The 23,660-nt window shown below is 47.7% G+C and carries 23 protein-coding genes and 1 tRNA gene; 9 read left to right on the top strand and 15 right to left on the bottom strand.

Features of this window, described 5'->3' with window-relative positions:
* Positions 1-2: 2 nt before the first annotated feature.
* Entirely contained in the window at positions 3-953 is a 951-nt protein-coding gene (locus tag P1P86_00750) for a winged helix DNA-binding protein (GenBank protein MDF1573705.1), read from the bottom strand.
* A 129-nt stretch (positions 954-1,082) separates the two neighbouring features.
* On the opposite strand from P1P86_00750, the gene P1P86_00745 reads away from it, so the two are divergent.
* Positions 1,083-2,969 carry a glycosyltransferase gene (locus P1P86_00745; protein MDF1573704.1) on the top strand — a complete coding sequence of 629 codons (1,887 nt, stop codon included), beginning with the start codon at positions 1,083-1,085 and terminating at the stop codon, positions 2,967-2,969.
* Between the two features lie 132 nt (positions 2,970-3,101).
* On the opposite strand, the gene P1P86_00740 is transcribed toward P1P86_00745, so the two are convergent.
* The 5 genes from P1P86_00740 to P1P86_00720 form a co-directional block, all read right to left on the bottom strand.
* On the bottom strand, positions 3,102-3,620 hold the full coding sequence (locus P1P86_00740; GenBank protein ID MDF1573703.1) for a DUF1858 domain-containing protein: 519 nt from the start codon (positions 3,618-3,620) through the stop codon (positions 3,102-3,104).
* 1 nt (position 3,621) lies between these two features.
* Positions 3,622-4,869, bottom strand: a complete 1,248-nt coding sequence (locus tag P1P86_00735; protein ID MDF1573702.1) for a DUF438 domain-containing protein — start codon at positions 4,867-4,869, stop codon at positions 3,622-3,624.
* A 14-nt stretch (positions 4,870-4,883) separates the two neighbouring features.
* Positions 4,884-5,222, bottom strand: coding sequence for a cupin domain-containing protein (locus P1P86_00730; protein ID MDF1573701.1), 339 nt, complete (start codon positions 5,220-5,222; stop codon positions 4,884-4,886).
* A gap of 21 nt (positions 5,223-5,243) precedes the next feature.
* On the bottom strand, positions 5,244-5,699 hold the full coding sequence (locus tag P1P86_00725; GenBank protein MDF1573700.1) for an Rrf2 family transcriptional regulator: 456 nt from the start codon (positions 5,697-5,699) through the stop codon (positions 5,244-5,246).
* Between the two features lie 111 nt (positions 5,700-5,810).
* Positions 5,811-5,882: transfer RNA gene (locus P1P86_00720), tRNA-Arg, on the bottom strand.
* A 115-nt stretch (positions 5,883-5,997) separates the two neighbouring features.
* On the opposite strand from P1P86_00720, the gene P1P86_00715 reads away from it, so the two are divergent.
* On the top strand, positions 5,998-6,762 hold the full coding sequence (locus tag P1P86_00715) for a DUF1080 domain-containing protein (GenBank protein MDF1573699.1): 765 nt from the start codon (positions 5,998-6,000) through the stop codon (positions 6,760-6,762).
* Positions 6,763-6,830: 68 nt separating this feature from the next.
* A complete protein-coding gene (locus tag P1P86_00710; protein ID MDF1573698.1) occupies positions 6,831-7,907 on the top strand; it encodes an aminotransferase class V-fold PLP-dependent enzyme in 1,077 nt (358 codons plus the stop codon).
* 3 nt (positions 7,908-7,910) lie between these two features.
* Here P1P86_00710 and P1P86_00705 read toward each other — a convergent pair whose 3' ends face one another.
* Positions 7,911-8,495, bottom strand: coding sequence for a nucleotidyltransferase family protein (locus P1P86_00705; protein ID MDF1573697.1), 585 nt, complete (start codon positions 8,493-8,495; stop codon positions 7,911-7,913).
* Positions 8,488-9,561 carry an XdhC family protein gene (locus P1P86_00700; GenBank protein MDF1573696.1) on the bottom strand — a complete coding sequence of 358 codons (1,074 nt, stop codon included), beginning with the start codon at positions 9,559-9,561 and terminating at the stop codon, positions 8,488-8,490. Before P1P86_00700 ends, P1P86_00705 begins: the two co-directional genes overlap by 8 nt.
* Positions 9,562-9,725: 164 nt before the next feature.
* On the opposite strand from P1P86_00700, the gene P1P86_00695 reads away from it, so the two are divergent.
* From P1P86_00695 to P1P86_00685, 3 genes are all read left to right on the top strand, one after another.
* Entirely contained in the window at positions 9,726-10,856 is a 1,131-nt protein-coding gene (locus P1P86_00695) for a pirin family protein (protein MDF1573695.1), read from the top strand.
* 232 nt (positions 10,857-11,088) lie between these two features.
* Positions 11,089-11,970 (top strand): hypothetical protein, encoded by an 882-nt coding sequence (locus tag P1P86_00690; GenBank protein ID MDF1573694.1) that lies wholly within the window; start codon positions 11,089-11,091, stop codon positions 11,968-11,970.
* Positions 11,967-13,052 (top strand): DUF3179 domain-containing protein, encoded by a 1,086-nt coding sequence (locus tag P1P86_00685; GenBank protein ID MDF1573693.1) that lies wholly within the window; start codon positions 11,967-11,969, stop codon positions 13,050-13,052. The genes P1P86_00690 and P1P86_00685 overlap by 4 nt, the downstream gene beginning before the upstream one ends.
* Here P1P86_00685 and P1P86_00680 read toward each other — a convergent pair.
* Positions 13,037-14,635 carry a M1 family metallopeptidase gene (locus tag P1P86_00680; GenBank protein ID MDF1573692.1) on the bottom strand — a complete coding sequence of 533 codons (1,599 nt, stop codon included), beginning with the start codon at positions 14,633-14,635 and terminating at the stop codon, positions 13,037-13,039. The two genes, P1P86_00685 and P1P86_00680, sit on opposite strands and share 16 nt — an antisense overlap.
* Before the next feature lie 184 nt (positions 14,636-14,819).
* On the opposite strand from P1P86_00680, the gene P1P86_00675 reads away from it, so the two are divergent.
* Positions 14,820-15,335, top strand: a complete 516-nt coding sequence (locus tag P1P86_00675; GenBank protein ID MDF1573691.1) for an isoprenylcysteine carboxylmethyltransferase family protein — start codon at positions 14,820-14,822, stop codon at positions 15,333-15,335.
* A gap of 31 nt (positions 15,336-15,366) precedes the next feature.
* Here the strand turns inward: P1P86_00675 and P1P86_00670 are convergent, their stop codons facing one another.
* From P1P86_00670 to P1P86_00650, 5 genes are all read right to left on the bottom strand, one after another.
* Positions 15,367-16,683: an ABC transporter permease gene (locus P1P86_00670; protein MDF1573690.1), complete on the bottom strand. Its 1,317-nt coding sequence runs from the start codon at positions 16,681-16,683 to the stop codon at positions 15,367-15,369.
* Positions 16,676-17,590, bottom strand: coding sequence for an ATP-binding cassette domain-containing protein (locus P1P86_00665; GenBank protein ID MDF1573689.1), 915 nt, complete (start codon positions 17,588-17,590; stop codon positions 16,676-16,678). Before P1P86_00665 ends, P1P86_00670 begins: the two co-directional genes overlap by 8 nt.
* 78 nt (positions 17,591-17,668) lie before the next feature.
* Positions 17,669-19,570 (bottom strand): acetate--CoA ligase, encoded by a 1,902-nt coding sequence (gene acs, locus P1P86_00660; protein ID MDF1573688.1) that lies wholly within the window; start codon positions 19,568-19,570, stop codon positions 17,669-17,671.
* Between the two features lie 236 nt (positions 19,571-19,806).
* Positions 19,807-20,463 carry an HAD-IB family hydrolase gene (locus tag P1P86_00655; protein ID MDF1573687.1) on the bottom strand — a complete coding sequence of 219 codons (657 nt, stop codon included), beginning with the start codon at positions 20,461-20,463 and terminating at the stop codon, positions 19,807-19,809.
* A gap of 15 nt (positions 20,464-20,478) precedes the next feature.
* Positions 20,479-21,324 (bottom strand): DNA/RNA non-specific endonuclease, encoded by an 846-nt coding sequence (locus P1P86_00650; GenBank protein MDF1573686.1) that lies wholly within the window; start codon positions 21,322-21,324, stop codon positions 20,479-20,481.
* 41 nt (positions 21,325-21,365) lie between these two features.
* Between P1P86_00650 and P1P86_00645 the strand changes: the two genes are divergently transcribed.
* Together P1P86_00645 and P1P86_00640 are read left to right on the top strand one after the other, a co-directional pair.
* Complete coding sequence (locus P1P86_00645) at positions 21,366-22,232, top strand: metallophosphoesterase family protein (GenBank protein MDF1573685.1); 867 nt, start codon at positions 21,366-21,368, stop codon at positions 22,230-22,232.
* Positions 22,233-22,266: 34 nt separating this feature from the next.
* Positions 22,267-22,965 carry an HAD family hydrolase gene (locus P1P86_00640; protein MDF1573684.1) on the top strand — a complete coding sequence of 233 codons (699 nt, stop codon included), beginning with the start codon at positions 22,267-22,269 and terminating at the stop codon, positions 22,963-22,965.
* Here P1P86_00640 and P1P86_00635 read toward each other — a convergent pair.
* Positions 22,962-23,627, bottom strand: a complete 666-nt coding sequence (locus tag P1P86_00635) for a hypothetical protein (protein MDF1573683.1) — start codon at positions 23,625-23,627, stop codon at positions 22,962-22,964. The two genes, P1P86_00640 and P1P86_00635, sit on opposite strands and share 4 nt — an antisense overlap.
* Positions 23,628-23,660 lie beyond the last annotated feature (33 nt).

Raw genomic sequence — 23,660 nt, 5'->3', positions numbered from 1 at the left:
AGTTAAAATTCCAGACAGATAACTTTTCCAGTCTGATCCGATAGCTGCATACCGGGAGGCGCTTCTTTCTCGATAAAACCCAGCTTATGGAAGAGAATATGTGCCTCTGGTATATCGAGGATGGTCTGGTGCCAGAGCTCTCTGGCTTCGTTTTCCATACACCGGCAGATACAACGCTCAATCAGTTTCAGATCAATCTCCAGGTTATTGAATACGGGATTGGTATAGAGCCTGGCAAATTCAAATCTTTCGTTGTCCAGCCTCTTCAGGGCCACAAAGCCCACTATCTGCCCCTTATACCTGGCAAAGAAAAGAAAACCACCCTCCAGAAAACAGGATGGATCTGGAGATTGAAGGGTAATTCCTTCTTTTTCCTCCAGTTGGCTGTTCACTTCGCCGCTTAGCCAGGGCCCCGCCAGCTCATGAAAATGCCTTTCCAGCCCCGGTTTGTAATCGATTACAGTAATCGTATCTGATTCGGTCTGAGCAACAAGAAGGTGAAGGGGATTTTTCTCAATCTGGGAATCTATGCGATTCAGAATATTCATAAAATCCGGGTGGCCGGTTTGAAATACTTTTTTCAAAGTAATCGAAATCGACATCCAGATGGGTTTTAGCCTGTAAATCAGCTTTTGTCCTTTTTTGGACAGGGAAATCAGTTTTGATCGTCCATCGGCGGGATTTGAGATGATCTCGACATATTCCTGCTTCTCCAGCTCCCTGATTACATTTTTAACCGTGATATGAGAGAAATCAATCTGATCGGCAATCTGCATGACCGTTACCGGGTTTTCGGTCAGAGCCAGTACAAAGTATACCGGAAACCAGCTGGCTTTAAACTCAATTCCGGCCGCCCTGTAGATTTTATCTCCATCCACATATAGTTTCTCACTGATGCGCCTGAATCGGGTTACGCCGGCCAGATAGCTCATTTTTGTAATAATACTCGACATGCTGGGGAAGTTATGAAAGTCCTTTCACAAATATATAAAAGGCCTTCTATATATGAAAGAAATGGTTGAAGAATACTTCCGGGGATGGTGGATGCCTTCCATTAAATGGATATATTTACATAACAGACTATGGAAGTTCAATTATCAGCGGTCATTATTTCCCACAACGAGGAGAAAAACATCGGGCGCTGCCTGGAGTCCCTAAAGGATCTGGCAGATGAGATTGTTGTGGTTGACAGTTATTCAAGCGACCGGACCGGGGAGATTTGTAAGTCCTTTGGCGCGGTTTTTATCCAGCATATTTTTCATGGTCACATCGAACAGAAGAACTGGGCCATTCAGCAGGCCTCTTCCCCCTACATTTTATCCCTCGATGCAGATGAATGTTTGTCGGAAGCTCTTGCCAGGTCGATTGCCGCCGTTAAAAAGGACTGGGTGTATGATGGATACTATTTCAATCGTCTGACCAATTATTGCGGGAAATGGATTCGTCATACCAGCTGGTATCCGAGCCCTAAACTCCGCTTATGGGATTCGAGAAAGGGATCATGGGGGGGCGTCAATCCGCACGACAAGTTTATTCTGGATAAAGGGGCCACTAAAAAGCATTTGAAGGGCGAAATTTTGCATTACTCCTATTACAATCTAAGTGAACATATCAGCCAGATCAATGCTTTTTCGACCATAGCGGCAAATTCATATTTTCAGCAGGGAAAGCGGTCCAGGTTCTGGGATATTCTGGTCCGCCCTATGTCGCGTTTTCTCAAGGATTACCTGTTAAGACTTGGAATTCTTGATGGATATTACGGATTGCAGATAAGTGTGAATTCGGCCCATGCTGTCTTCCTGAAATATGTCAAACTCCGGATTCTTCATCAGGAGCAGAAAGAAAGGCAAACACAAACTATATGCTTTTTTAACAGTACTCCGGCCTGGGGTGGCGGAGAGAAGTGGCATTTCGATTTTTCCAGCGGGCTTTATAAAAGGGGCCAACCCATTCTTGTTTTTACTAATTCCAGGGGAGAATTGAGAAGAAGGGTGGCAGAAGCCGGAATTCCTGCTTACGGGATTCGTGTCGCTAATTTGAGTTTTCTGAATCCAGTTAAAGTTCTGAAGATCGCCGGAATTTTAAAGCGGGAAAAAGTCAGGCTGATTATTATGAATCTATCGGCGGATATGAAAGTTGCCGGACTGGCAGCAAAAATTGCCGGAGTTAAAAGGATCATCTACCGGAGGGGAAGTGCCATACCCATCAGAAATAGTATGTTCAACAGATTTTTGTTTCGAAGGGTTCTGGATGAGATTCTTGCGAATTCCCATGAAACCAAAAGAACTCTTCTTAAAAATAATCCCGGAATGATTGATCCGGTCAGGATCAGGGTCATATATAATGGACTCAGGTTCGATCAGTTTGAGACCGGGCAGCAAAATCCCTGTTATCGTCGCGTGGATGGAGAAGTGATTCTGGGGAATGCCGGGCGGCTGGTGAAGCAGAAAGCACAGGAATACCTGATAGATCTGGCCGTTGAGCTGAAAAAGCGCCAGAAGAAGTTTAAAATATTAATTGCCGGAGAGGGCCGGCTGGAAACTCAGCTCAGGGAGTATGCGAAATTGTCAGGAGTTGAAGACAGCATCGTGTTCCTTGGCTTTATGAAGGACATGAAGAGCTTTCTGGATGCCATCGATATATTTGTACTTACTTCCCGCTGGGAGGGCTTCGGATATGTGATCGTGGAGGCTATGGCTAACAGCAGGCCGGTGGTGGCATTCGATGTAAGCAGCAATCCAGAGATTATTGAAGACGGAAAGAACGGCTACCTGATTCCACCTTTTGATATCAGGAATCTGGCAGATAGGGTCGTTCAGTTGATCGAGGACCAAAGCCTAAGGAATAGTTTCGCTTCCAATGCAAAAAAGTCTGTATATGAGAGGTTTAGTTATGACCGGATTTTAGATACGGTGGAGGAGTATCTGATGGGAGAGGAGGTCCATGACGATATGAAAGGCCTTTTATAAATATATGAAACGCCTTTTATATTCATCTGAATACAGTCCTTTGCATGGCCAGTTTTCAGAACAAGCTCTGACAATTCCAGAAGCTTTGACAAGCGAAGGTCCCTGCTCCCGCTAAACTCCGGCATGTTCAGGTTATTTTAGAAAATATACGGTAAATTGATCTGAGGCTGCCTCCATGATCCAATAATCGTATCCCAGTCCAATGGCTTTATCGATGAGTGGTGCGGGAATGAAAGGCGCCTGGATTTCCAGGATCTCCCCGTCTTTCATCTTTTTCAACGCAGATAGGACCTCGTGGACCGGCTGTTCACCGGCATTAAGCATTTCGCTGATATCGATGGCCGCACGCACTGCATTTGCGGAAAACCATTTCGGTGTTTCAAAATTATAGTTAGTTTCCTCTCCTCCATAGTGGTCCTGTAATTGTTGGCCGGCCGCCAAACGCAGGGTGTTAATTAATTCTTCCACTTTTACTCCTCCGATGATGGCTGCCTGGCTGAGGGAAGTAACGCGCGCAATGGTTCTTCTCAACAGTGGATTCTTCATTTTTCTGAACTGGGGTGCTGCCTGAATAAGAGTTTCCTCCAGGTCAGGATAGGCCTCCAGTAAATCATAAATTTTGGTCTTTGGTGTTATGATTAGTTGATCCATCTTATTCTTTCTTGGTTTGTCCATAGGATAATATGCGCTGTTCTCCCTCCAGAGCCCTGGCCTTGGTGAGATCCTGGGACACTTCCAGCGTTCCGAGGTACTCCCCATGTTCATTTCTTAATGCATAGTACTCAATCAGGATGAATTTTCCGTTCATCTGGATCCAGAATGGAGCATGAGAGGCTTTCCCTGTTTTAAAATCTTCCAGGATCTTCTCTACAATATCCACACTGCCAGGAGGATGGCATAAGCTGACGTCCCGGTTGATGATGGATCTGCTCCGTGCAAATATCCGGTGCGATCCCTGAGAAAAATATTTTACTTTATCTTCTTTGTCCACAAAGGTCATATCTACCGGAATGGTATTTAAAATGGCCATGATTTCTTCAGCTGTAAAACTTCCGGAAGGCAACTGAATGATCCCGTTGCCGTCTCTTTTTTCTGTTTCATCCGGTATTCTTTCATAAGCTTCCGGTTGCCATTCGGTCTGGGGATCATACAGAGTAAATCCGAATTCCAGGGTCTGCTGATGAATGTTCCACCAATCTTCCTCCATGAGCACATCCATGGCCATCGGGAACAGAATTTCCTCCTCCTTTTGAACCATGTCTTCCAGGGCCTTCACGACCGGATAGAAAATCAGGTCCAGGGATTCAAGGAGATCCTCCTTTTTTAAATCGCTCTCCTTTAAAAGTGCAATGCAGCCTTTTAACTGATCTCTGATCTCATCGTGTTTCCCCCACATCACTTTCGGAGGCCCCGTGATATCCTTCTTTTCAAGATAAGGAAATACAAGATATTCCTTGCGCTGATAGTGTTTGTCCACATCCATCAGGTCGTTGAAGCATGATAAGAGTACATTTCTGAAATTGGAATGATTATTTTCCGGGACCTTTCTCACCGAATCCAGAAGATCCCTTGTTTTCCCTGTTACCTTCTTAAGCTCCTTGTTCTCCTGCTTAAAAACATCCACCGGATGGCCTTCAGGAATTGCTCTGGATCCTGAATGATCCACGTGCCCTTCCAGTACCTCCCCGTGGATATCACAAAGTTTTAATACTTCCGTTTCCGGCAATCCTTCGCGGATCAGTTCCTGTTCCACTTCAACAACCTCCCCGTAGGGTACCGATTGCAGGGTATCAATCAGTTCTTTTCTGACCAGCTCGGGTGATTTCCCTTCATGAAGCTTGAGGATTAATTCTTTCAGTTTCTCCTTTCGGAATCTCGAGTTATTAATAAGTTCACTCATCGCTTTCCTGGGGTTTAAAGTATTTTTCTGTTGTTTTCAGGCCTGGGAGCCTTCATTATCAGAATCCTGACAGTCTCCTGACTTTCATTGCTTATGAAATGAGGAATATCCGCCGGACTTTCAATAAGAGTGTCTTTGATCTGGGGAATATGTTCATCCCCAATGTGAATCGTAGGTTCTCCCTCAAGAACATACATGGCCACATTGACTGGTGTTTTATGCGGTTTTAGACTTTCACCCGGTTTTAAAGTCATATGCATAATCTGGGCAGAGGGGTCATCATACATTTTTCTGACATCCACACCGTGTGGATTCTCTTTTACCGCTTCGGTATGTACATTTCTTGCTATCATGTATCTGTTTGTTTATAGTTGTTATGGTTGAATCTGTTTATCGATTATTCTGTTCAGGACGGCATGGCCCTCCAGAATTTTTTTTGCCATGGAACTGATGGTTTCCGATTGGGCCAGACTAAGCAACTGGTCGCGTATGTATTTGTATTGATCGTGCGCAGGACAGGGATTGTCATCGGAACAGTTTTTCAGGCCGATTCCGCACTTGCTGAACAGACCATTGCCTTCCATGACAAGGATTATTTCATAGATGGTCAGCTCTGACTGATTGTCGGTAAAGAAGAAGCCACCTCCCCGTCCCTTCATCGAGTTTAAAAGCCCATGTGTTGTCAGGGTATGCAGGATTTTTGCAGTAAAAGCGGTTGGAGCCTCAATCTCTTTGGCAATTTCGGCGACTCCTGGTCGTTTTTCCATCCAATTCTGCACTTGTATGAAAACGAGTGACCTGATGGCATATTCAGTACTTTTAGAAAGCATTATTTCCGGATGATTATTAGTGTCAAAGATAGTGCAAATATAAAAAACTACTAAATGGTCATTTTATAAAAATAAAAAACCCTGCTGCCAGTGCAACAGGGTTTGTGCTTGTAGCTCCAACAGGACTCGAACCTGTATCTACGGTTTAGGAAACCGCTATTCTATCCCTTGAACTATGGAGCCGATTTTGCGGGGACAAATTTAGCTTAATTATGATATATCGCCAAATATCATTCTGATTTACTGGCAGAAGCCTGAAAAAGTGTAAATTCCATCTTTCTTAAACTCCCGGATATTAATGACTATGGACTTTTCGAGCTTATTTCGTATTAGCGGCCTGTTAATTATTGGTTCCGCACTGATCAGTTGTAACTACAAGGAGTGGGAACCGCTTTTCAACGGGAAAAATCTGGAGGGCTGGTCTGTAAAGTGCCTGGAGGCCGACAGTGGCAAAGAGTACTGGACCGTGAAGGATGGTTGTATTACATGTAACTCCATGGGGGACAGGGACCACAATTATGTCTGGCTGGCCACTGAAAGAGAATTCTCCGATTTTCATCTGAAGCTTAAGTTCCAGGTTTTCAAAGAATCAGACGGGAACAGCGGTGTTCAGTTCCGCAGCTCCTACGATGGCTCGGAGGAAGCCCCTTATGGAGGCTGGCTGAATGGCCCGCAGGTGGATATTCATGGACCCGATCCCTATCGGACAGGCTTGATATATGATGAAACGGATGGGGTAAGAAGATGGATCCATCCCTCTCTGCCTGATTGGAGGATCACGCCGGAGCAGGCGCCCAAAACTGCTAAGGAAACCTGGCTTTTTTATTTTGAAGATGATCAGGATGCCTGGAACAGCATGGAGATCATTTGCCTGGGAATGAGGGTGGAAACCTGGGTGAACGGGAACCGGGTCACAGAGTTCAATGGAGAGGGCATCCTGAATGACGAGGCGCATGTAAGAAAGAAATCCGGAATTACTGGATGTATAGCCTTTCAGTTACATATGAATGACGAATTAAAAATAAAGTTTAAGGATATCCTTATAAAGGATTTAGGAAAATGAGTGATATGAATTGTCAGAAACATTTGTTCCAGTTACCACCGGATATTCATTACCTGAATTGTGCCTACATGTCACCTCTTTTGACTTCGGTGGAAGAGAGAGGAATTCAGGGAATGAGACTAAAAAGGAACCCACTCTCCATTAAGCCGGTTGATTTCTTTACCGGTGCGGTCGGTGTGCGGCAGAAATTTGCCCGGATGGTGCATTGCGATCCTGTTCAGGTTGCACTTATGCCGTCTGTGTCCTATGGGATGAACAGTGTAATCAGGAATATACCCTATGCAAAGGGACAGCATGCCCTGACTCTTTCCGAGGAGTTCCCCAGCTGCTACTATACCGCCCAACGCTGGTGTAAGGATCATGGAGCTGAGCTCCGGGTGGTTGCCAGGAGGGATGATCTTCCAGACAGGGGAAGGGATTGGAACGATCGTATCCTGGAAGCCATTTCCAGGGATACTGCTTTTGTGGTGATGGCATCGGTTCACTGGATGAACGGGACAAAATTTAATCTGGAAGACATCGGAGCCAGATGCAGGGAAGTGGGAGCAAAACTGATTGTAGATGGATCTCAATCGGTTGGAGCTCTGCCCATTGATGTCAGGAAAGCAAATATTGATGCATTGATCTGCGCTGCCTATAAGTGGTTAATGGGGCCCTATTCCACAGCACTCTCCTTTATTCATGAGGATTTCAATAAGGGGATCCCGCTGGAGGAGTCGTGGATGACCAGGCCCAATGCCGAACGTTTCGACAGGCTGACCAACTATGTGAAGGATTATAAACCTGGAGCTGTCCGCTTTGATGTGGGTCAGAGCAGCAATTTTATTTTTCTGCCCATGCTGGATGAGGCTCTGGGCCAACTGCTGGACTGGGGTATCGATGAGATTCAGCATTACAGCCGTGTACTGGGGGCCCCATTGATTGATTTTTTTATGGCCAGAGGAACCCCTGTGGCTGATGAAGAACACCGGGCCCATCACCTGATGGGATTGCAGCTGCCGCCTGGCACCAATGGCGAGGAGCTTTTGGATGAGTTGAAAGCCAGGAATGTCTTTGTTTCCCTGAGGGGAGATAACCTGAGGATCTCGCTCAGTGTATTCAACAATGAAGAAGATGTGGGGGAACTGATTGCGGCCATCAAGTAGTTTTTAGTTTGTGGCATTCTTATAATCCTCTGGAGTATCAATATCCACAAGGATTCCGGGTTCATCCACCTCCACTTCAAGAACGTCCTCCGGGAACTGATGGCGAAGGGAACGGAGCCCCTGTTCCAGGTCCAGGTTCTCCACCTCTTTCCGGTATTTCATATCCACCAGGAGCGGATGCCCCCGGCGGTGATTACAGACAGGGATTATAATTCCGTTCAGTTCCTTTTCGTAGGACTCCATGACCAGATTGCTTACCGCAGGAGGGATTTCGGGTTGATCTCCCAGGAAAATAAGGGCATACACTGCATCCTGGGGCAGGGCTCTGATTCCGCAGATCACCGAAGAGAGCATACCTTCTTCGTACTTGCGGTTATGACAGACCTTCACAGGCTTCTGACTGATCACATTCCGCACCTTTTCATGGTCGGCTCCAAGCACCACCATCACCTGATCAACCGAGGACTCCAGCACCTGATCGATGACGGTTTCAATCATGGTACTCTTTCCGAAAGGCATTAGCAATTTCTGACGTCCCATGCGACTGGATGAGCCGGCGGCAAGTATGATGGCCCAGCTTCTACCCATCCGAACTTTTGTTTTTGTTCCTCACTTCCACCAGCTGGGCAGCAATGCTTATGGCAATCTCCTGAACTGTTTTGGATCCAATGGGAAGGCCAACCGGGGTAAAAATGGAAGACCACTGTTCCCTGGTGCCCCAGCCTTCATCCAGGAACTGTTTTTTCATGATGCCCACCTTGTGTTTGCTGCCAATCATTCCAATAAAAGCCGCACCCGAGCCGATGCAGGCTCTCAGTGCTTCAGCGTCATGGAAATGTCCCCTGGTCACAATGACGATATAGCTGTCCTTACCGGGATTTATCTCCCTGAGCGCTTGCCCTATCTCTTTGACTATCAAACGATATGCATCAGGAATACGATCTTTGCTGGCAAATTCGGGGCGGTCATCCACTACGCTTACCTCGAACTCCAGGAGAGCACCCAGATGCGCCAGGGCCTTGCCTATGTGTCCTCCCCCGGCAATGATCAGTTGAGGCATGGGCCTGATATGTTCCAGATAAGCCAGTTTCACCTGGTGATCAGGAATTGTCTTCAAATCGATTCCGGCAAATCCATAACGTATGGCCTGCTTCAGATGCGCTTTAGCCAGCTTGGTAAATGCCGGATCGATGCTTCCGGGAAAATCTTTTGTTCCATGGCCCGGAATCCAATACCTGCTTATAGTCCTGCCCTGATCATACTTCTGGCTGACCAGCGTGAGCAAAAATCCTTCTGTCCGTCCGGAAAGGCTACTTTCCATCTCTTCCAGGGCTTCGAGATGAACACCTGGATCTGCATCCACCAGTACCCTGGCTTCACCTCCGCAAATGGCCCCTGCGTCCTTTTCATCAGAGTCCAGGTTAAAGTAGAAAAAATCCGAGGCTCCTGAGATCATGAGACTTTCAGCTATGTGCTCAACTTCTGCTTCCAGCAATCCCCCCCCAACCGTTCCTGCAAGCAGGCCATGCTCTCCAAAAAGTGCAGAGCTTCCAGGCTTCTGCGGAGTTGATCCAGCTGTCTCTACAACCGTGGCCAGCGCGATAGCGGAGCCTGATCTTATCTGTTCAAGGATCGTTTGGTGGATATTTCTCATGGATCTCCGGGAGGTTTAAGATCTATATGATTCTGATCAGAAACAGAATTCAGGCAGAATAGTTTCAAAGGTTCAAGCAGGGTGGTCATTCTTATAGTTGGTTTGGTAATATAAATATATAATTTTTATCGGCTTCACTGCTTTGGGATCCAGACTTGCATGTGGTGAGTATTCCCATCGCTACACCCTCTTCAGGATATGAAGAGCTTTTCCCAACAAAACAACCGGGACATTGTTATTTCTATACAGGAGATGGGGAAATGATGGATCACGAAACGGGCATAATAAGGATTCAGGCTTTGGGATTTCCCTGGAAAACTCAGGATCCCTTCCTTTTTTGCGTTTACCACGCTGACGCTTATCCGGAGGGGGATGGTGCCTTTGGTCCTGTTTCCTCGATGACAGGGCGGAACCTGGGAAATGATTTTGTATTAAAAGACGGGTGGCGTATGTATCATGGGCTTACCATTCCTGGATTTCCTGTACATCCTCACAGGGGATTTGAGACAGTGACTGTGGTGAGAAAGGGAGTGGTTGACCATTCAGACTCCCTGGGAGGCGCCGGTCGCTATGGGAACCGGGATGTGCAGTGGATGACTGCGGGGAAAGGGATCCAGCATGCTGAAATGTTTCCGTTGTTAAACCGTGACAGGACTAATCCTCTGGAACTTTTTCAGATCTGGCTGAACCTGCCGGGGAAAAGTAAGTTTGTTGAACCGCATTACACCATGCTATGGCAGGAACAGATTCCTCTTATATCGCACGTGGATGAACAGATGCGGGAAACCAGGATAGAGCTTGTAGCTGGTTCGCTGGAGGGCTTGAAGGCCCCCGATCCGGCTCCCGATTCCTGGGCTGCCAGTCAGGAAAACGAGGTGGCAATCTGGTATATTCAAATGGATGCTGAAGCTCTGTGGAACCTGCCTCCGGCCTCAAAAGGAACAAACAGAACCCTCTATTTTTTTGAGGGTGAACAGCTATGGATCAATGGGACTGCTATAGAATCAGGACATTCCATTGAGCTGGATGCCAGTTTTTCCATGCAGCTGAACAATGGAACAGAGGAGGGCCGGTTTCTCCTGCTGCAGGGCGTGCCTATTCAGGAACCGGTGGCTGCTTATGGCCCGTTTGTGATGAATACCAGAGAGGAGGTCCAGGAGACTTACCTGGACTATCAGGACTCACAGTTCGGAGGCTGGCCCTGGCCAAGGCCCGACCACGTTCATCCGGCCCATAAGGGCAGATTTGCCCTTCATCCCGATGGCCGGGTACAAACTCCCCCCGGGAAACTGTAAGCACTTTTACTTTCTTGCGACGAATCCCTCAGAGTGATACCCTTTGAGTGGTATTCTGATTTCATTGCTATTTCTGTAGCTTATTTAAAATGCAGAAAATATGTATTATAGAAGGTTATATATAAAGTATATATTTAAGTATTTCTTAATCATATCCCTTCTTTTGGCATGGCTCCGTTTCCCTGGCTATTCCCAGACATGCTGTTCTGGCGGGGTACCCTTATCGGGAAATGTGGGTTTTGAAAGTGCTGTAAAAGGTACACTCCAGATTGAAATGAGTTATGATCTTAATTTCCTGGCCACGTTAAAGACTGGCACAGAAACCCTCGAAGATGGATCGAGACAGCGGATCACCCAGTCAGTTTTACTTAAGACAGGTTATAGTATCCGCCCATGGCTGGCCATTGATGCGTTGTTTTCTTATGTTAAGCAGTCCAGAAAGGTCTCTTTTGATGATCAGATCAACCAGGTAGGCACAAGTGGTTTGGGAGATGCGGTTCTGATAGCCAAGTTTGTTATTTCAAGAATGTCTGAGAACGTGACAGAATTGCAGTTGGGTGTTGGACCGAAGCTACCTCTTGGAAGGTCTGATCTGAGCAATAAACAAAATATCACCTTAAATGCCGACTTGCAGCCCGGAAGTGGCTCCTGGGATCTGATTAACTGGGCCTATTATGCCAGACAGTTTACAAAACGTCCCACCATGGTGGCTTCGGCCAGAATTGTGGGCAGATTCAACGGAGAAAACGAAGATTATTTGGGCGTGCAAACATACGGCTTTGGGAATTCGATTCAGATTTACCTGGGATTGGGAGATCAGGTTACCATCGGCAGAACGTTGATTTCGTACGCCCTCTCTATAGGTGCCAGGAATGCCGGAGTTGATCGGGTCAATGGCCGGGAACTTGAAAATACAGGAGGTCGGTGGATCCATGTTCTGCCAGCATTTAGCTGGCACCTATTTCCGAATTCGATAATACATATTGTTCCTGAACTCCCCCTGTACAGCTATGTGGGTGGCACTCAATTAACGCCAAGCTTCCGGATGCAGATTGGATATTACCACTCTCTCAGCAAAAAAAGTGAACATAAATCAAATAGACTACAATTATGAAACGGATATTATTTATTGGATTATTATTCTCATTGATGCTTCTTTGGGGCTGTGGGAAAGAGACTGGGAGCAATGGCAATTCCTCTGTTCAGGGATCAGGTGCTCAGGAAGCCTGGGCCATACCCCGGGAAGACATATTTGACGGCGGACCCGGCAAAGATGGAATCCCGGCGCTGCTTGAACCAGAGTTTGTGTCTGCCGCAGCGGCGGATTACCTCAGCGATGAGGAGTTGGTGATTGGTATTGTGGTGGATGGTGAAGCAAGAGCCTATCCTCATCATATCCTGGACTGGCATGAGATTATCAATGACCGGGTTGGTCAGGTGGACATTGCTGTTACCTATTGTCCGCTTACCGGAACGGGGATTGGATGGAGCCGGGAAATTGACGGGAGCATAACTACTTTTGGTGTTTCAGGTTTACTCTATAATTCTAACCTGATTCCCTATGACCGTAAAACCGACAGCAACTGGTCCCAGATCCGGCTCGATTGCGTGAATGGTGCACTCAGGGGTACAAAGGCGGAGACTTTTCCACTGATTGAAACCAGCTGGAGGACCTGGAAGGAGATGTATCCTCAGACTACCGTTGTAACTCGTAATACCGGGTACGACCGGAATTATGGCCGATATCCTTATGGGAGTTACCGGACGGAGGATGATTTTCTGATGTTTCCTGTTACCAACGAGGATGATAGAATTCCAAATAAGGAGCGGGTGCTCGGGGTTTTACAATCGGACGAAGTCCGAGTTTACAGATTTGCTGGTTTTGATGACTCCATCACCGTGGTCCATGATCACTTGAGAGGGAAAAACCTGGTGATCGTGGGGAACCAGGAAGATAATTTTTTGCTTGCATTTATCAATGACCCGGGTGATGGTTCCACCCTCTCATTTGGTGCTGTACAGGGACAATATCCTGTCGTGATGACCGATGATGAAGGGAATAAGTGGGATGTAAGTGGTCAGGCAGTTTCTGGTCCGCGAAAGAATGCCCGGCTTGGAACAATCCCTTCCTTTCTGGGATACTGGTTCTCTTTTGCGGCATTTTATCCCGATGTAAGTATTTATGGAACTTTGTAAGTTTCGTATAGTAAGCAGTGGTCCGGATCCAGCTTAAGGTCTCTGGTTTTGAATGTGGGCACCAGGGCAAAACTCTGGGAAGGTTTGTGAATATGAAGTGTCTTTTTGAAGGTCTCTCCCCGGGGGCCTGTCAATTCGATGTCTAAGGGGAAATCAAAAAGACTCTGACTTTGATGCTGAATGATGGTTAAAATGATTTTTTTGCCACGTTTTTTCCAGGGTGCTGAAAGCACAGGATGGCCTGAATGGTAAAACCATTGCCTGAAAAAGGTGTCGTATTCTTTCCCGGTGAAGGACTCCACCACAGCCAGGAAATCTTCTGTAAGGGCGTTGCGGAATTTGTATTTTTCATAAAAGGTTCTTACACATTTTTGAAATAGTTCGTCACCCATATCATTTCGCAGCATATGGAGCACCCAGCCAGCCTTTTCATAAGAATTCTTATTCAGCAGGCGGGTGGAAACCGGTAAAGTGGTGTCGACGATGGGGGCCAGCCTCTGGCGGGCAAAGCTGAGCACCTGATCCTTTTCATCCAGCAGCGAGGCCACAAAAGCTTCCTGGCCTTGAGTCTGCTCGATATAGAGGTCGGTCAGGTAGGTTGCAAATCCCTCACTTAGCCAGATGTGGTGCCAGTTTAATTCAGAAACAGCATCTCCAAACCACTGGTGTGCGATCTCATGGGCAAACAAAATTTCATGGTCCTGCTTCCCGGTGACGGTTCGTTCATGGTAAAAGATGCAGCTGGCATTTTCCATTCCTCCATAGACTGTTCTGGATTGGACATTCGCCAGTTTAGCATAAGGATAAGGGGCAATATAGGATTCGAAGAAATCCAGGGGTAAGGTGGCAATGCTGTAATCAGAAAAACCTTCATCCCGGTTTTGGGGATAAACCCAGGTGGATACAGGTATCCCGGATTTGCTTTTTATTTCCTTGACCGCAAACGGACTGACTCCGATAACCATCAGTTTGGAGGAGAGAGGAACTGTCGTCTGCCAGTGTGAAATGATTCTTCCGGATGCTCTTTTCTCAGATATTCGCTTCCCTATGGAAACTACCTCATAATGATCCGGAGCCGATATAAGAAACTCCACCATGGCTTTATCGGAAGGATGGTCCACCAGAGGCAGCCAGTGATGTCCCCGGTTGGGCCAGTTATCTCCAAAAAAGGTCCGGTCCCCAAATTTGTTTTTTGAGATGATTAAACCATCCTCCGGAATGCCGCTGTAGATGATCCTGTAGTTTCGTATTGTTCCTTCAGAAGCCAGGGGTATGGTGAGGGAAATATGATCCTCCTTATGAATAAAACCGATTTCCACTCCATTTTCAGTGATCCGCTCAACCTTCATGCCTGAACCATCCGGGCGACCGGAAGCAAGATCGAGGTAAAAGCGCTCCACATTCTTCCTGAAGACGATATCTATATCCGCAAGACCCCGGATCAGGTTGGTGGAGTCGTTCAGATCTATCTCAAAACGATATTTTTCCACATCAATGGCTTCGAACCTCTCGTGATGATCCTGGCCCGGTAAAGGCAGGGAAAGAAGCAGGGAAAGAAGGGTTAACAGAAGCGGCCTTGGCATGATGATCAGCTTTACAACATAAATCGAGGCCGAAATTTATAAAATTTATGCACGCAATACCGTCCTGAAAACAACAGGCATGGCCGATCCTTCCGGTTTTTAGAGAGGGTGGCCGCTCCTTTCCCGATCCTCCGCGGAGGAATTATTCTTTTTCATGGATTATTCCATAACTTCGAAAATAAAAATGAGTACAAAAAAGCATTCCGGACATCCTCATTTAACCGGGGAACACCGCTGGGGTGATACAGGTCAGCTGATCCTGCTGGTGATGTTCCTGGGGGTATGGATCAGCGATTCATTTGTTTTTCAATACTCCACCTTCCTGGAGGAAGAAATACCCAACCTGGTTCGTGTTCCGCTTGCCAGTCTGATACTGCTTGCCGGATGGTATCTTGCACGGAATGGGATGAAAAAGGTGTTCGGTACCCCGGGAAAAGAGCCCGGGGTGATCCATACCGGTGTTTTTCGTATTGTCAGACATCCTATCTACCTGGGGGCTATTCTTTTTTACCTGGGGGCCGCCATCATAAGCATGTCTATGGCGTCAGGCGCTTTTATACTGGTAATCATTGCTTTTTATATTGCAATCTGCAAGTACGAAGAACGTGCTCTTAAAGAGGCGTTTGGAAATGATTATCTGGAGTATAAGAAGAAGACTGGAATGCTGTTCCCCCGGCTTCTCAAAAGAAGCCGGGATTGAAGCTGCAGTCTTCATTTCAACAGGTGTTCACTCAGCCTTTAAAGGCATATTTGTACAGGGTTGCCAGGTTGGGCTTCTGTCCCTGAATCAGGATAGCGGTTCTGAATATCCGTGCTCCGATCCATACCGTAAATATAGTAAAGAGGATCACGCCCAGTAGTCCCACGAAAGGCTGCCACATGGGGATGGTCACCGTTGAGGCAATCCGCATTACCATAATGGTGGGCGTAAAGGGCGGGATCAGGGCCATGGTGGTTGCCAGCGGACCGGTGGGGTCAGAAATCACCGGGGCTATAAGAAACATGGGTATAATGGCCGGAAGAATGCCCGGGAAGGTCAGCGATTGGGCATCCTTGTTGTCGTTGCAGGTAGCCCCCAGGGCTGCCATTCCCGAACCAACCATCAGGATAAACAGGATGGTAAATATAAAGAACCAGGGCAGCACTTCCACCGGGATCAGCGACTCCATTCCGATATATTTCAGTGTAAATACCCCGGCGGCCACATAAATGCTTGCAGTGGTCAGGGAAACACCGAGGCCGCCCAGGACTTTACCCATCATAAACTGAAAGGGGGTGATTGTTCCAAGTAAAACTTCCGCAATCTTTTCACTTTTCTCCTCCATCACGCTGCTCAACTGGGGGATAGCACTCATCATCACCAGCATGAACATCAGGATCAGAAGCACATAGGGCACCAGGAAAGTTTGCAGTTCGTTGGTCCTTTCCGCTTCCAGTTGTTCACCGGTTTTTTTATCCACGGTGACCAGCCCCATTCCCTCCACATCGACCCACCAGAGCAGATCTTCGGCCTGCACTGCATCCAGGTTCAGCTCCGCAGCACGGAATTCCCGAAGCTTGTTATTTACTACATTCTGGAACCAGTATCGAATCTGGTCATTGAAAGAATGCTGTGAATAGTACTTCAGGTAGGCTTGCTTCCCTTCACCCACCGGATGCAAAATATCCGGTCCGATTTCAATAAAAGCATGCAGCTCCTGAGATTCCACCCTTTGGGAGAGGTCAAAACGCTGGCCTTCGGGATCCTCAGGATCTGGATCCATGAACTCTACCACGTATGCGGCATCAATCTTCTCCCCGGTATTCGAGTGGAAGATATCCTCCGTATTTCTGGTTTTCAGGGCTTCGTTCAATGGACCGGTCATCAATCCCGAGTGATCGATCACAATGAAATGCTTATCATCCGTGTCCTTGTTATTTTCCATGATAATCATAGCTGCAAACCCGCCCCCCATCATAATGGGAACAAGGACCAGACTGATGATAAAACTTTTCGTTCGTACCGCAGCACGGTATTCTCGTTTGAAAAGGGTCCATATTTTACTCATGGCCTATCTCCTTTCTCTCCGGAGATGCGATCCGGATAAATATGTCGTTAAGTGATGGTTTGGTGATCTCAAATTTGCTGATACGGGTTTTTTTCAGCAGCTCAGCCAGAATTTTCTGGGGATCCACACCCTCTTCCAGCCTGATCTCCTGCAGCTTCCCAAAATTATTCACGTTTTCTATGCCGTTGAGCCCTTTCAGAGCCTCGGCTCCCATTTCGGACTGGATCCGAAGGGTATCGTTACCATACTGGTCCTGGATATGCTCCAGGGTACCATCCAGCACTTTTTTTCCCTGATAGATCATAAAAATGTAGTCGCACATCCGTTCGGCCATGGCCATGTCGTGGGTGCTGAAGATAATGGTGGCTCCGTTCTCCTGGAGTTCCAGGATGATGTCTTTCATCATATCGGCATTAACCGGGTCCAGTCCGCTGAAGGGTTCATCCAGGATGATCAGTTCGGACTGATGCAGGATGGTGGCGATAAACTGCAGCTTTTGTCTCATCCCTTTGCTGAGGGTTTCCACTTTTTTCTCTTTATAAGGCAGCAATTCAAGCCGTTTCAGCCACTGGTTAATGCGACCGGGAAGATCGGCACCATTATTCAGCTCTCCGTGAAACTGCAGCAGTTCGCCGATCTTCATTTTTTTGTAGAGCCCCCGGTCTTCGGGCAGGTAGCCTACATTCTTCAAACGTTCAAAGTTGGTCTCCTGGCCATTCACCAGTAGCTTGCCATGGTCCGGATACATAATCTTCATGATCATGCGAATAGTCGTGGTTTTACCAGATCCATTCGGACCGATAAATCCATAGATACTACCCCTGGGTACCTTCAGGGACAGATTATTAACGGCTACGACCGATCCGAATGACTTAGTTATGCCGGAAAGTTCAATAATATCCATCATGAAAAATAACTATTGGGGCAACTAAGTTATATATTTCACAGGATAATTTTCCGGTGTGGGATTAAATATATGTGAAGGCTATTCTTCCAGGGTGCTCAGGTCTCCCTCCTCCTGTCCCAGGGCCCTGGCCTTCAATACCCGTCTCATTATCTTTCCGCTTCTGGTTTTCGGGAGTGAGTCGGCAAAAACCACAAAGGCTGGCCTGGCGATGGGACCGATCTCGCTGTCCACGTGTTTTTTTAACTCACTGGCGAGCTCATCAGACGCTGAAAAACCTTCTTTCAGGATGACGGTCGCATGTATGATATTGCCCTTTAGATTATCGGGAAGTCCAACAGCTGCCGCTTCTGTTACAGCCGGGTGGCTTACCAGAGCGCTTTCTATTTCAGCAGATCCAAGCCTGTAGCCGCTTACTTTCAGCACATCGTCGTTCCTTCCGATGATCCATACGTATCCGTCCTGATCAATTTTCGCGGAATCTCCCGTGAGGTACCATCCCTGTTTCTGGTATTGTGCCCAGTATTTTTCAATGAATCTGTCCGGATCGCCCAGGATTGTACGTGCCATTCCCGGCCATGGATTCTTTATGATCAGGTTCCCTTCGCTGCCGGTGGCCACCTCTTTTCCCGAATCATCGACCACGGCTATTTCATTTCCAAAAAACGGCTTTGTAGCCGATCCGGGTTTCAGGGGAGTAATGGGTAAGGGAGTGATCATAAAACCGCCGGTTTCGGTCTGCCACCAGGTATCCATGATGGGGCATGAGCTTTTCCCGATCACCTCATGATACCAGAGCCATGCTTCCGGATTTATGGGTTCTCCCACAGATCCCAGGAGCCTCAGGGAACTCAGGTCATGTTTTTCGGCCCAGGAGGCCCCGTAACGCATCAGACCTCTGATGGCCGTTGGACTGGTGTAAAAGATATTTACCCCGTATTTTTCGATCATTTGCCACCACCTGTTTGGATAGGGATGGTTGGGTGCACCTTCGTAAAGCAGGGTGGTGGCTCCATTGATCAGGGGACCGTAAACGATATAGGAGTGCCCGGTAATCCAGCCAGGATCGGCCGCACACCACCACCGGTCAGATGCTTGAATATCAAAAACATATTTAAAGGTACTTGAAGCATAAACTGAATATCCACCATGGGTATGCACCAGGCCCTTGGGCTTACCGGTTGTGCCACTGGTGTACAGGATGAATAAAGGGTCCTCTGCATCGGTTTGTTCGGTTTCACACTTGCTTGAGGCGATGGGCATGCCCATCAGATCATGCCACCAGAAGTCCCGGTCATTTTCCATGTAGCACTCTTCTCCGGTACGCCTGACAGTGATGCAGACATCGATGGAGGGAGATCGTCGCATAGCCTCATCGGCGATGGTTTTCAGCTTGGTGGGGTTCCCCCTTCTGAAGCCTCCGTCTGCAGTGATCAGTATTTTACTGTGAGCATCTGCAATGCGCTCAGCCAGAGCCTCTACACTGAATCCGCCATAAACAACACTGTGCGCAGCTCCGATCTTGGCACAGGCCAGCATGGCAATGATGATCTCAGGGATCTGGGGCATATAGATGGTAATAATATCTCCCTTCCGGGCTCCCATGGCCTTGAGTACATTGGCAAACTTGGAAACTTCCCTGTTGAGGGCAAAGTAGGAGTAGGTGCGGACATCGCCGGGTTCCCCTTCCCAGATGAGAGCCAGTTTGTTCTTTGTCTCCGAGTTTAAGTGACGATCAATGGCATTGGCCACAATGTTGGTTTTTCCTCCTGTAAACCATTGGTAAAATGGCTTGCCACTGGCATCCAGAACCTTGTTCCATTTCCGGTACCAGTGCAGCTCCCCGGCCTCTTTGGCCCAGAATCCTTCACGATCCTTGATGGAATCCTGGTAAGGCTTATCGTATTCTTTGATACGTGCTCGCTGCCTTACCTCCCTGGAGGGGTGATAAAGCGAATTTTCCGGTTTCTGATCTGCTGCCATAACGGATGTATTTGATTTGGACTAAAAAAAAAGATTCTTAGGAGCTGAAAGATTAATTTTTTACATTCAGAGTGTAGAACAACTGTTACCCGGAATTGTTCCGGATGCCAGGGCAGGTTTTTTAATTGAGGCAGTTCCTGCCGGTAAAAAACAGCTTGGAATAGACGGGAGTTTTGGCTGAGTATTTTGGACCGCGCTGCGGTCCTACTTTTTTGCATCGAGTTAAGAAAAACTCATTAAACCAGGATGGGCCAGTTTCTCTTTTTCGCAATTTTCAGGAGCCGTTTATCGGGGGAAACAGCCACCGGATGTCCCACGGCTTCCATCACATGCCTGTCCGTATAAGAATCACCGTAATACCATGCTTTCGAGGGATCAACCGACTTTTCCTGACAAAATGCCAGCAATCGTTCCTTTTTTTCGGGACCGTATACCAGCCTGCCACTGGTACGGCCCGTCAGAGTTCCTTTTCTCGATTCCAGCCGGGTGCAGATCATGTCATCCAGCCCCATATAGCTGGTAACCGGCTGGCAAATGGGAGCGGTGGCTGATGAAAGCAAAACCACGGATCCGTTTTTGGACCGGTGATCACGAATAGTTTCAAGGATTTCCGGACGGATGGTATCTTTAATGATCTGATCGAAAATCTCCCGGGCCAGTGAAATAATTTCTGCCTCGTTCAGCCCTTCCAGCCAGGAGAGCATGCGGTTGATCATCCGGGTGGGGTCACCCAGATCGAGCTTGTAAAGAATAGAAAGCCAGACCGCATGACGGTACTGTTTTTCGCTCATTATCCCCCTTCTGAGGGCCTCCGTCACCAGGTGAGTGGCACTGTTCCCGTCCAGGATGGTATGATCCAGGTCGTAAAAGGCGGTATAACTGTAACTGCTCATTATAAAAAATATCCCCTAATTCCAGTTGCCCGGATTTATCTGTTTCTCCAGCCAGGTGATGACCTCCTGGTCGGGTGCCCCTGAGAAGAAATCATAGCCTGAAAGCTGCTCCAGCGAATCCACAGGGATCGCAAATTGCAGGAGATCCTCTGAGGAGCCGGCGTGGGGCAGGAGGAAGGCGATCATATCGTGGCCGGGAGGAGAGAGGTCTACCAGTACTTTGAAATAGTAAGCCGGAACCCCTACCTGGTTCTCCCCGATCAGGGAATCGCCAGCTGTAAAAACCGGACCGGTTACCACATACAGGCTGTCTTTTTCCACGGCCCAGTTCCGGACCTCTGTTTCCAGGCGGCGCCAGATCCCACGGTTGAATGCAGGGAGCTGGGGACTCATATTGGACATCAGGAAGGATTGACTCATGGCCTCCCGGCTCCACTTCATATCTCCGGCCGGGGCCAGGTGCCCCCTGTCGAATCCGGAGCCCCTGTAATCTTCAGGTGTGGCCGATCCGGTAAGAATGGAGGTATCGGACCGAAAGTCATCGGTTCGATCTATGTCTCCCTGTTCTATCTCCTCCCTGGTGAGTACATAGGCCACCCAGGCGGCCTGTTCGTACTCTTCGTTGTAGGCCAGGCGAAACCCTGCGTATGAGAGGATGGTATCAGCAGTAGGGGCCCGGGGAAAAGCTGTTTCCAGATCGCTCCATTGAATGCGTATATTCAAGGGGGCAGGTTCTCCGCCCAGGGAAGTCTGCAACGTAGCCGAAGGTCTTTTCCATGGTTCAGTGGTGACCAGGATGGAGGCGATCACAAGAATGATAAAGACGAAAATCCCGAATCGTTGTTTTTTGGTCATAGACATGAGGCAAAAATAGAATTTTTAGTACTTTAATTGCTTATGTCATGAAGAATTACTGGTACATAGGAGATATACACGGAGAGATAGGACTTCTGGAAAGTTTACTGGCAGCTATCTGCAAATATAAGCCCCATCAGCTTGTTTTTTTAGGGGACTATATCGACCGGGGGCCTCATGCGCGGGAAGTGATTGATTGTATCATGGAGCTGGATATACCAGTGGCCTGCCTGATGGGGAATCACGAGCTGATGATGTTGAATGCTCTGGAGGATTCAGTTTTGGGGAATAATCCCATGGAGCTATGGTATCGAAACGGGGGAGAGGCAACGCTCCAATCCTTTGGGTACCCTGGGTTTTTTAGTTTTCAGTCTCAGATGGAGGAACACTATCTGGAATTTTTTCGCAGCCTTCTGATGAGTCACGTCAGAGAGCAGGGCTCAAACCTGAAGATTCTGGCTACGCATGCGGGCATATCACCGGCCATACCAGTAGCCGATCAGCTGCTCCTGAAAGACTACCTGGATCTGCAACAGTATATGCTGGATAAACATCTGGAGCCGGGTGACTCCTTTCTGTGGACCAGGGAGGACTTCTTTGAATGCTCTTCAGAGCTTTGGAAGGGATATCTGGTGGTACACGGGCATACCCCCACCCTGAAGCTGAAACGCTTTGTTGAGGCATTCGATTATTCTCATTATCATTTTGTGGGGGATGATCTGGCCTTCCGAATGGACGGACACGGGGGGAAGGTAGTATCGGTGGGGATCGATTCCGGGTCGACCATTAGCGGAAGGCTTACAGGAATGGGCTTTTTCACGGATTCCGGCAAGGGGGAGGCTGTTCATATGAGAAGCCTTACAGTTACCCGTGAGGATATCATTCCGAGAGATTTGGGGCCCATCGGTCCATAATGATTACCTTTGCCTCTTCGAAAAACTGAAGCGGATGATTAAAGGGATTAAAGTAATCGGTTTTGATGCAGATGATACCCTGTGGGTCAATGAACCCTATTACAAGGAAGCTGAGGAACAGTTTGTCCGGCTGGTTACCTCCTATGGGGTCAACGGCAATATTGCCGGTGCGCTTTTTGAAACAGAAATTGCAAATCTCGGGCTTTACGGTTATGGGATTAAGGCTTTTATGCTCTCGCTGGTTGAATGTGCCATTCAACTGACAGACGGTGGTGTATCTACCAGAGATATAAACCGTATCATTGGTATTGGAAAATCCATGATGGAACGTCCCATTGAGTTACTCGACGATGTCAAAACAGTTTTAAAAACGCTTGTCCCCAGGTACAGGCTGATAGTGGCGACCAAAGGAGACCTTCTGGATCAGGAGAGAAAGATGAAACGTTCCGGGATTGCGGATTATTTTCACCATATCGAGGTTATGAGCGATAAGAAAGAGCAGCAGTATGTGCAACTTCTTAAACATCTGGATATTGCTCCGCAAGCCTTTCTGATGATCGGGAACTCTCTAAGATCGGATATTATTCCACCCCTGGAACTGGGGGCCTGGGGAGTGTATGTTCCCTATCATACCACCTGGGCACATGAAGAGATGGAAAAGGTCCCTGAATCGGCCCGTTTCTTTCAGGTGGAAGAACTACACCAGGTCCTGGATCTTCTGCCCCTGGATTAACCATTGAATTTACGAACTCTTTCGATCCGCATGGCAAAGGGAACATTGTCGTGCGAGAACTCATACTCCACCGCATGGCTCCCTTCAGATTTTCCGGAGGCTATCAGGTCCGCTTTTTTCATGCTGGCCTCCAGTTCTGTACGGAACTGTTTTTCAATCACCATATGGATGGTCCCGTAATAGAGTTCTGTAATCAAAAAGACCCTCCGGATGCTTCCGTCATATTCCCTCCAGCGGGAGGCCCTCATCTGTTCCAGGAACTGATCAATTTTTATGCGCATCAAATCGCTCATCTTTCTCATCTGCAGGTCCCCAAAAGTGAACTTACTAATTTTTTCAGTCCTGAATTCACCGCTGATCCTTCCAATTTTCGGGTGCTGCAGCTCCTGTATAAACTCAACACTTACATCCACATTTCGTGTTGCAAAATGGGCATTCGCCAGAGGAGTCTCCTGGTTCTCTTTCCTGAATTCTTCCCAGTCATTTTCACTAACAAGTCCGGCATCCAGAAAGGCCGTATAGATGGTATTGGGCATTCCTTTCCGGGAGAAACTGGGCGGACCCAGGATGGGGTCCCATACCAGATCACCCGGAAGGATCCCTTCGTGTGAAGTGGGTATTAGTTCCAGGTCGTACTCCTTTCTAAATTTCCGGATCTCCATAAAAGCATGTTTTCACCAGTCAATATCTGTTTT

This window comes from Bacteroidales bacterium (genome assembly GCA_029210725.1).
Lineage (GTDB): Bacteria > Bacteroidota > Bacteroidia > Bacteroidales.
This window is presented reverse-complemented; position numbering and strand designations above follow the sequence as displayed.

Coding starts and splice junctions, on each gene's coding strand:
- acs (MDF1573688.1), bottom strand. CDS start 19,570: ATGGCAGCAGATCAGAAACCGGAAAATTCGCTTTATCACCCCTCCAGG.
- P1P86_00680 (MDF1573692.1), bottom strand. CDS start 14,635: ATGCCAAGGCCGCTTCTGTTAACCCTTCTTTCCCTGCTTCTTTCCCTG.
- P1P86_00645 (MDF1573685.1), top strand. CDS start 21,366: ATGAAGAATTACTGGTACATAGGAGATATACACGGAGAGATAGGACTT.
- P1P86_00715 (MDF1573699.1), top strand. CDS start 5,998: ATGACTATGGACTTTTCGAGCTTATTTCGTATTAGCGGCCTGTTAATT.
- P1P86_00700 (MDF1573696.1), bottom strand. CDS start 9,561: ATGAGAAATATCCACCAAACGATCCTTGAACAGATAAGATCAGGCTCC.
- P1P86_00725 (MDF1573700.1), bottom strand. CDS start 5,699: ATGCTTTCTAAAAGTACTGAATATGCCATCAGGTCACTCGTTTTCATA.
- P1P86_00685 (MDF1573693.1), top strand. CDS start 11,967: ATGAAACGGATATTATTTATTGGATTATTATTCTCATTGATGCTTCTT.
- P1P86_00750 (MDF1573705.1), bottom strand. CDS start 953: ATGTCGAGTATTATTACAAAAATGAGCTATCTGGCCGGCGTAACCCGA.
- P1P86_00635 (MDF1573683.1), bottom strand. CDS start 23,627: ATGGAGATCCGGAAATTTAGAAAGGAGTACGACCTGGAACTAATACCC.
- P1P86_00665 (MDF1573689.1), bottom strand. CDS start 17,590: ATGATGGATATTATTGAACTTTCCGGCATAACTAAGTCATTCGGATCG.
- P1P86_00710 (MDF1573698.1), top strand. CDS start 6,831: ATGTCACCTCTTTTGACTTCGGTGGAAGAGAGAGGAATTCAGGGAATG.
- P1P86_00745 (MDF1573704.1), top strand. CDS start 1,083: ATGGAAGTTCAATTATCAGCGGTCATTATTTCCCACAACGAGGAGAAA.
- P1P86_00740 (MDF1573703.1), bottom strand. CDS start 3,620: ATGGATCAACTAATCATAACACCAAAGACCAAAATTTATGATTTACTG.
- P1P86_00670 (MDF1573690.1), bottom strand. CDS start 16,683: ATGAGTAAAATATGGACCCTTTTCAAACGAGAATACCGTGCTGCGGTA.
- P1P86_00650 (MDF1573686.1), bottom strand. CDS start 21,324: ATGTCTATGACCAAAAAACAACGATTCGGGATTTTCGTCTTTATCATT.
- P1P86_00675 (MDF1573691.1), top strand. CDS start 14,820: ATGAGTACAAAAAAGCATTCCGGACATCCTCATTTAACCGGGGAACAC.
- P1P86_00730 (MDF1573701.1), bottom strand. CDS start 5,222: ATGATAGCAAGAAATGTACATACCGAAGCGGTAAAAGAGAATCCACAC.
- P1P86_00640 (MDF1573684.1), top strand. CDS start 22,267: ATGATTAAAGGGATTAAAGTAATCGGTTTTGATGCAGATGATACCCTG.
- P1P86_00655 (MDF1573687.1), bottom strand. CDS start 20,463: ATGAGCAGTTACAGTTATACCGCCTTTTACGACCTGGATCATACCATC.
- P1P86_00735 (MDF1573702.1), bottom strand. CDS start 4,869: ATGAGTGAACTTATTAATAACTCGAGATTCCGAAAGGAGAAACTGAAA.
- P1P86_00705 (MDF1573697.1), bottom strand. CDS start 8,495: ATGGGTAGAAGCTGGGCCATCATACTTGCCGCCGGCTCATCCAGTCGC.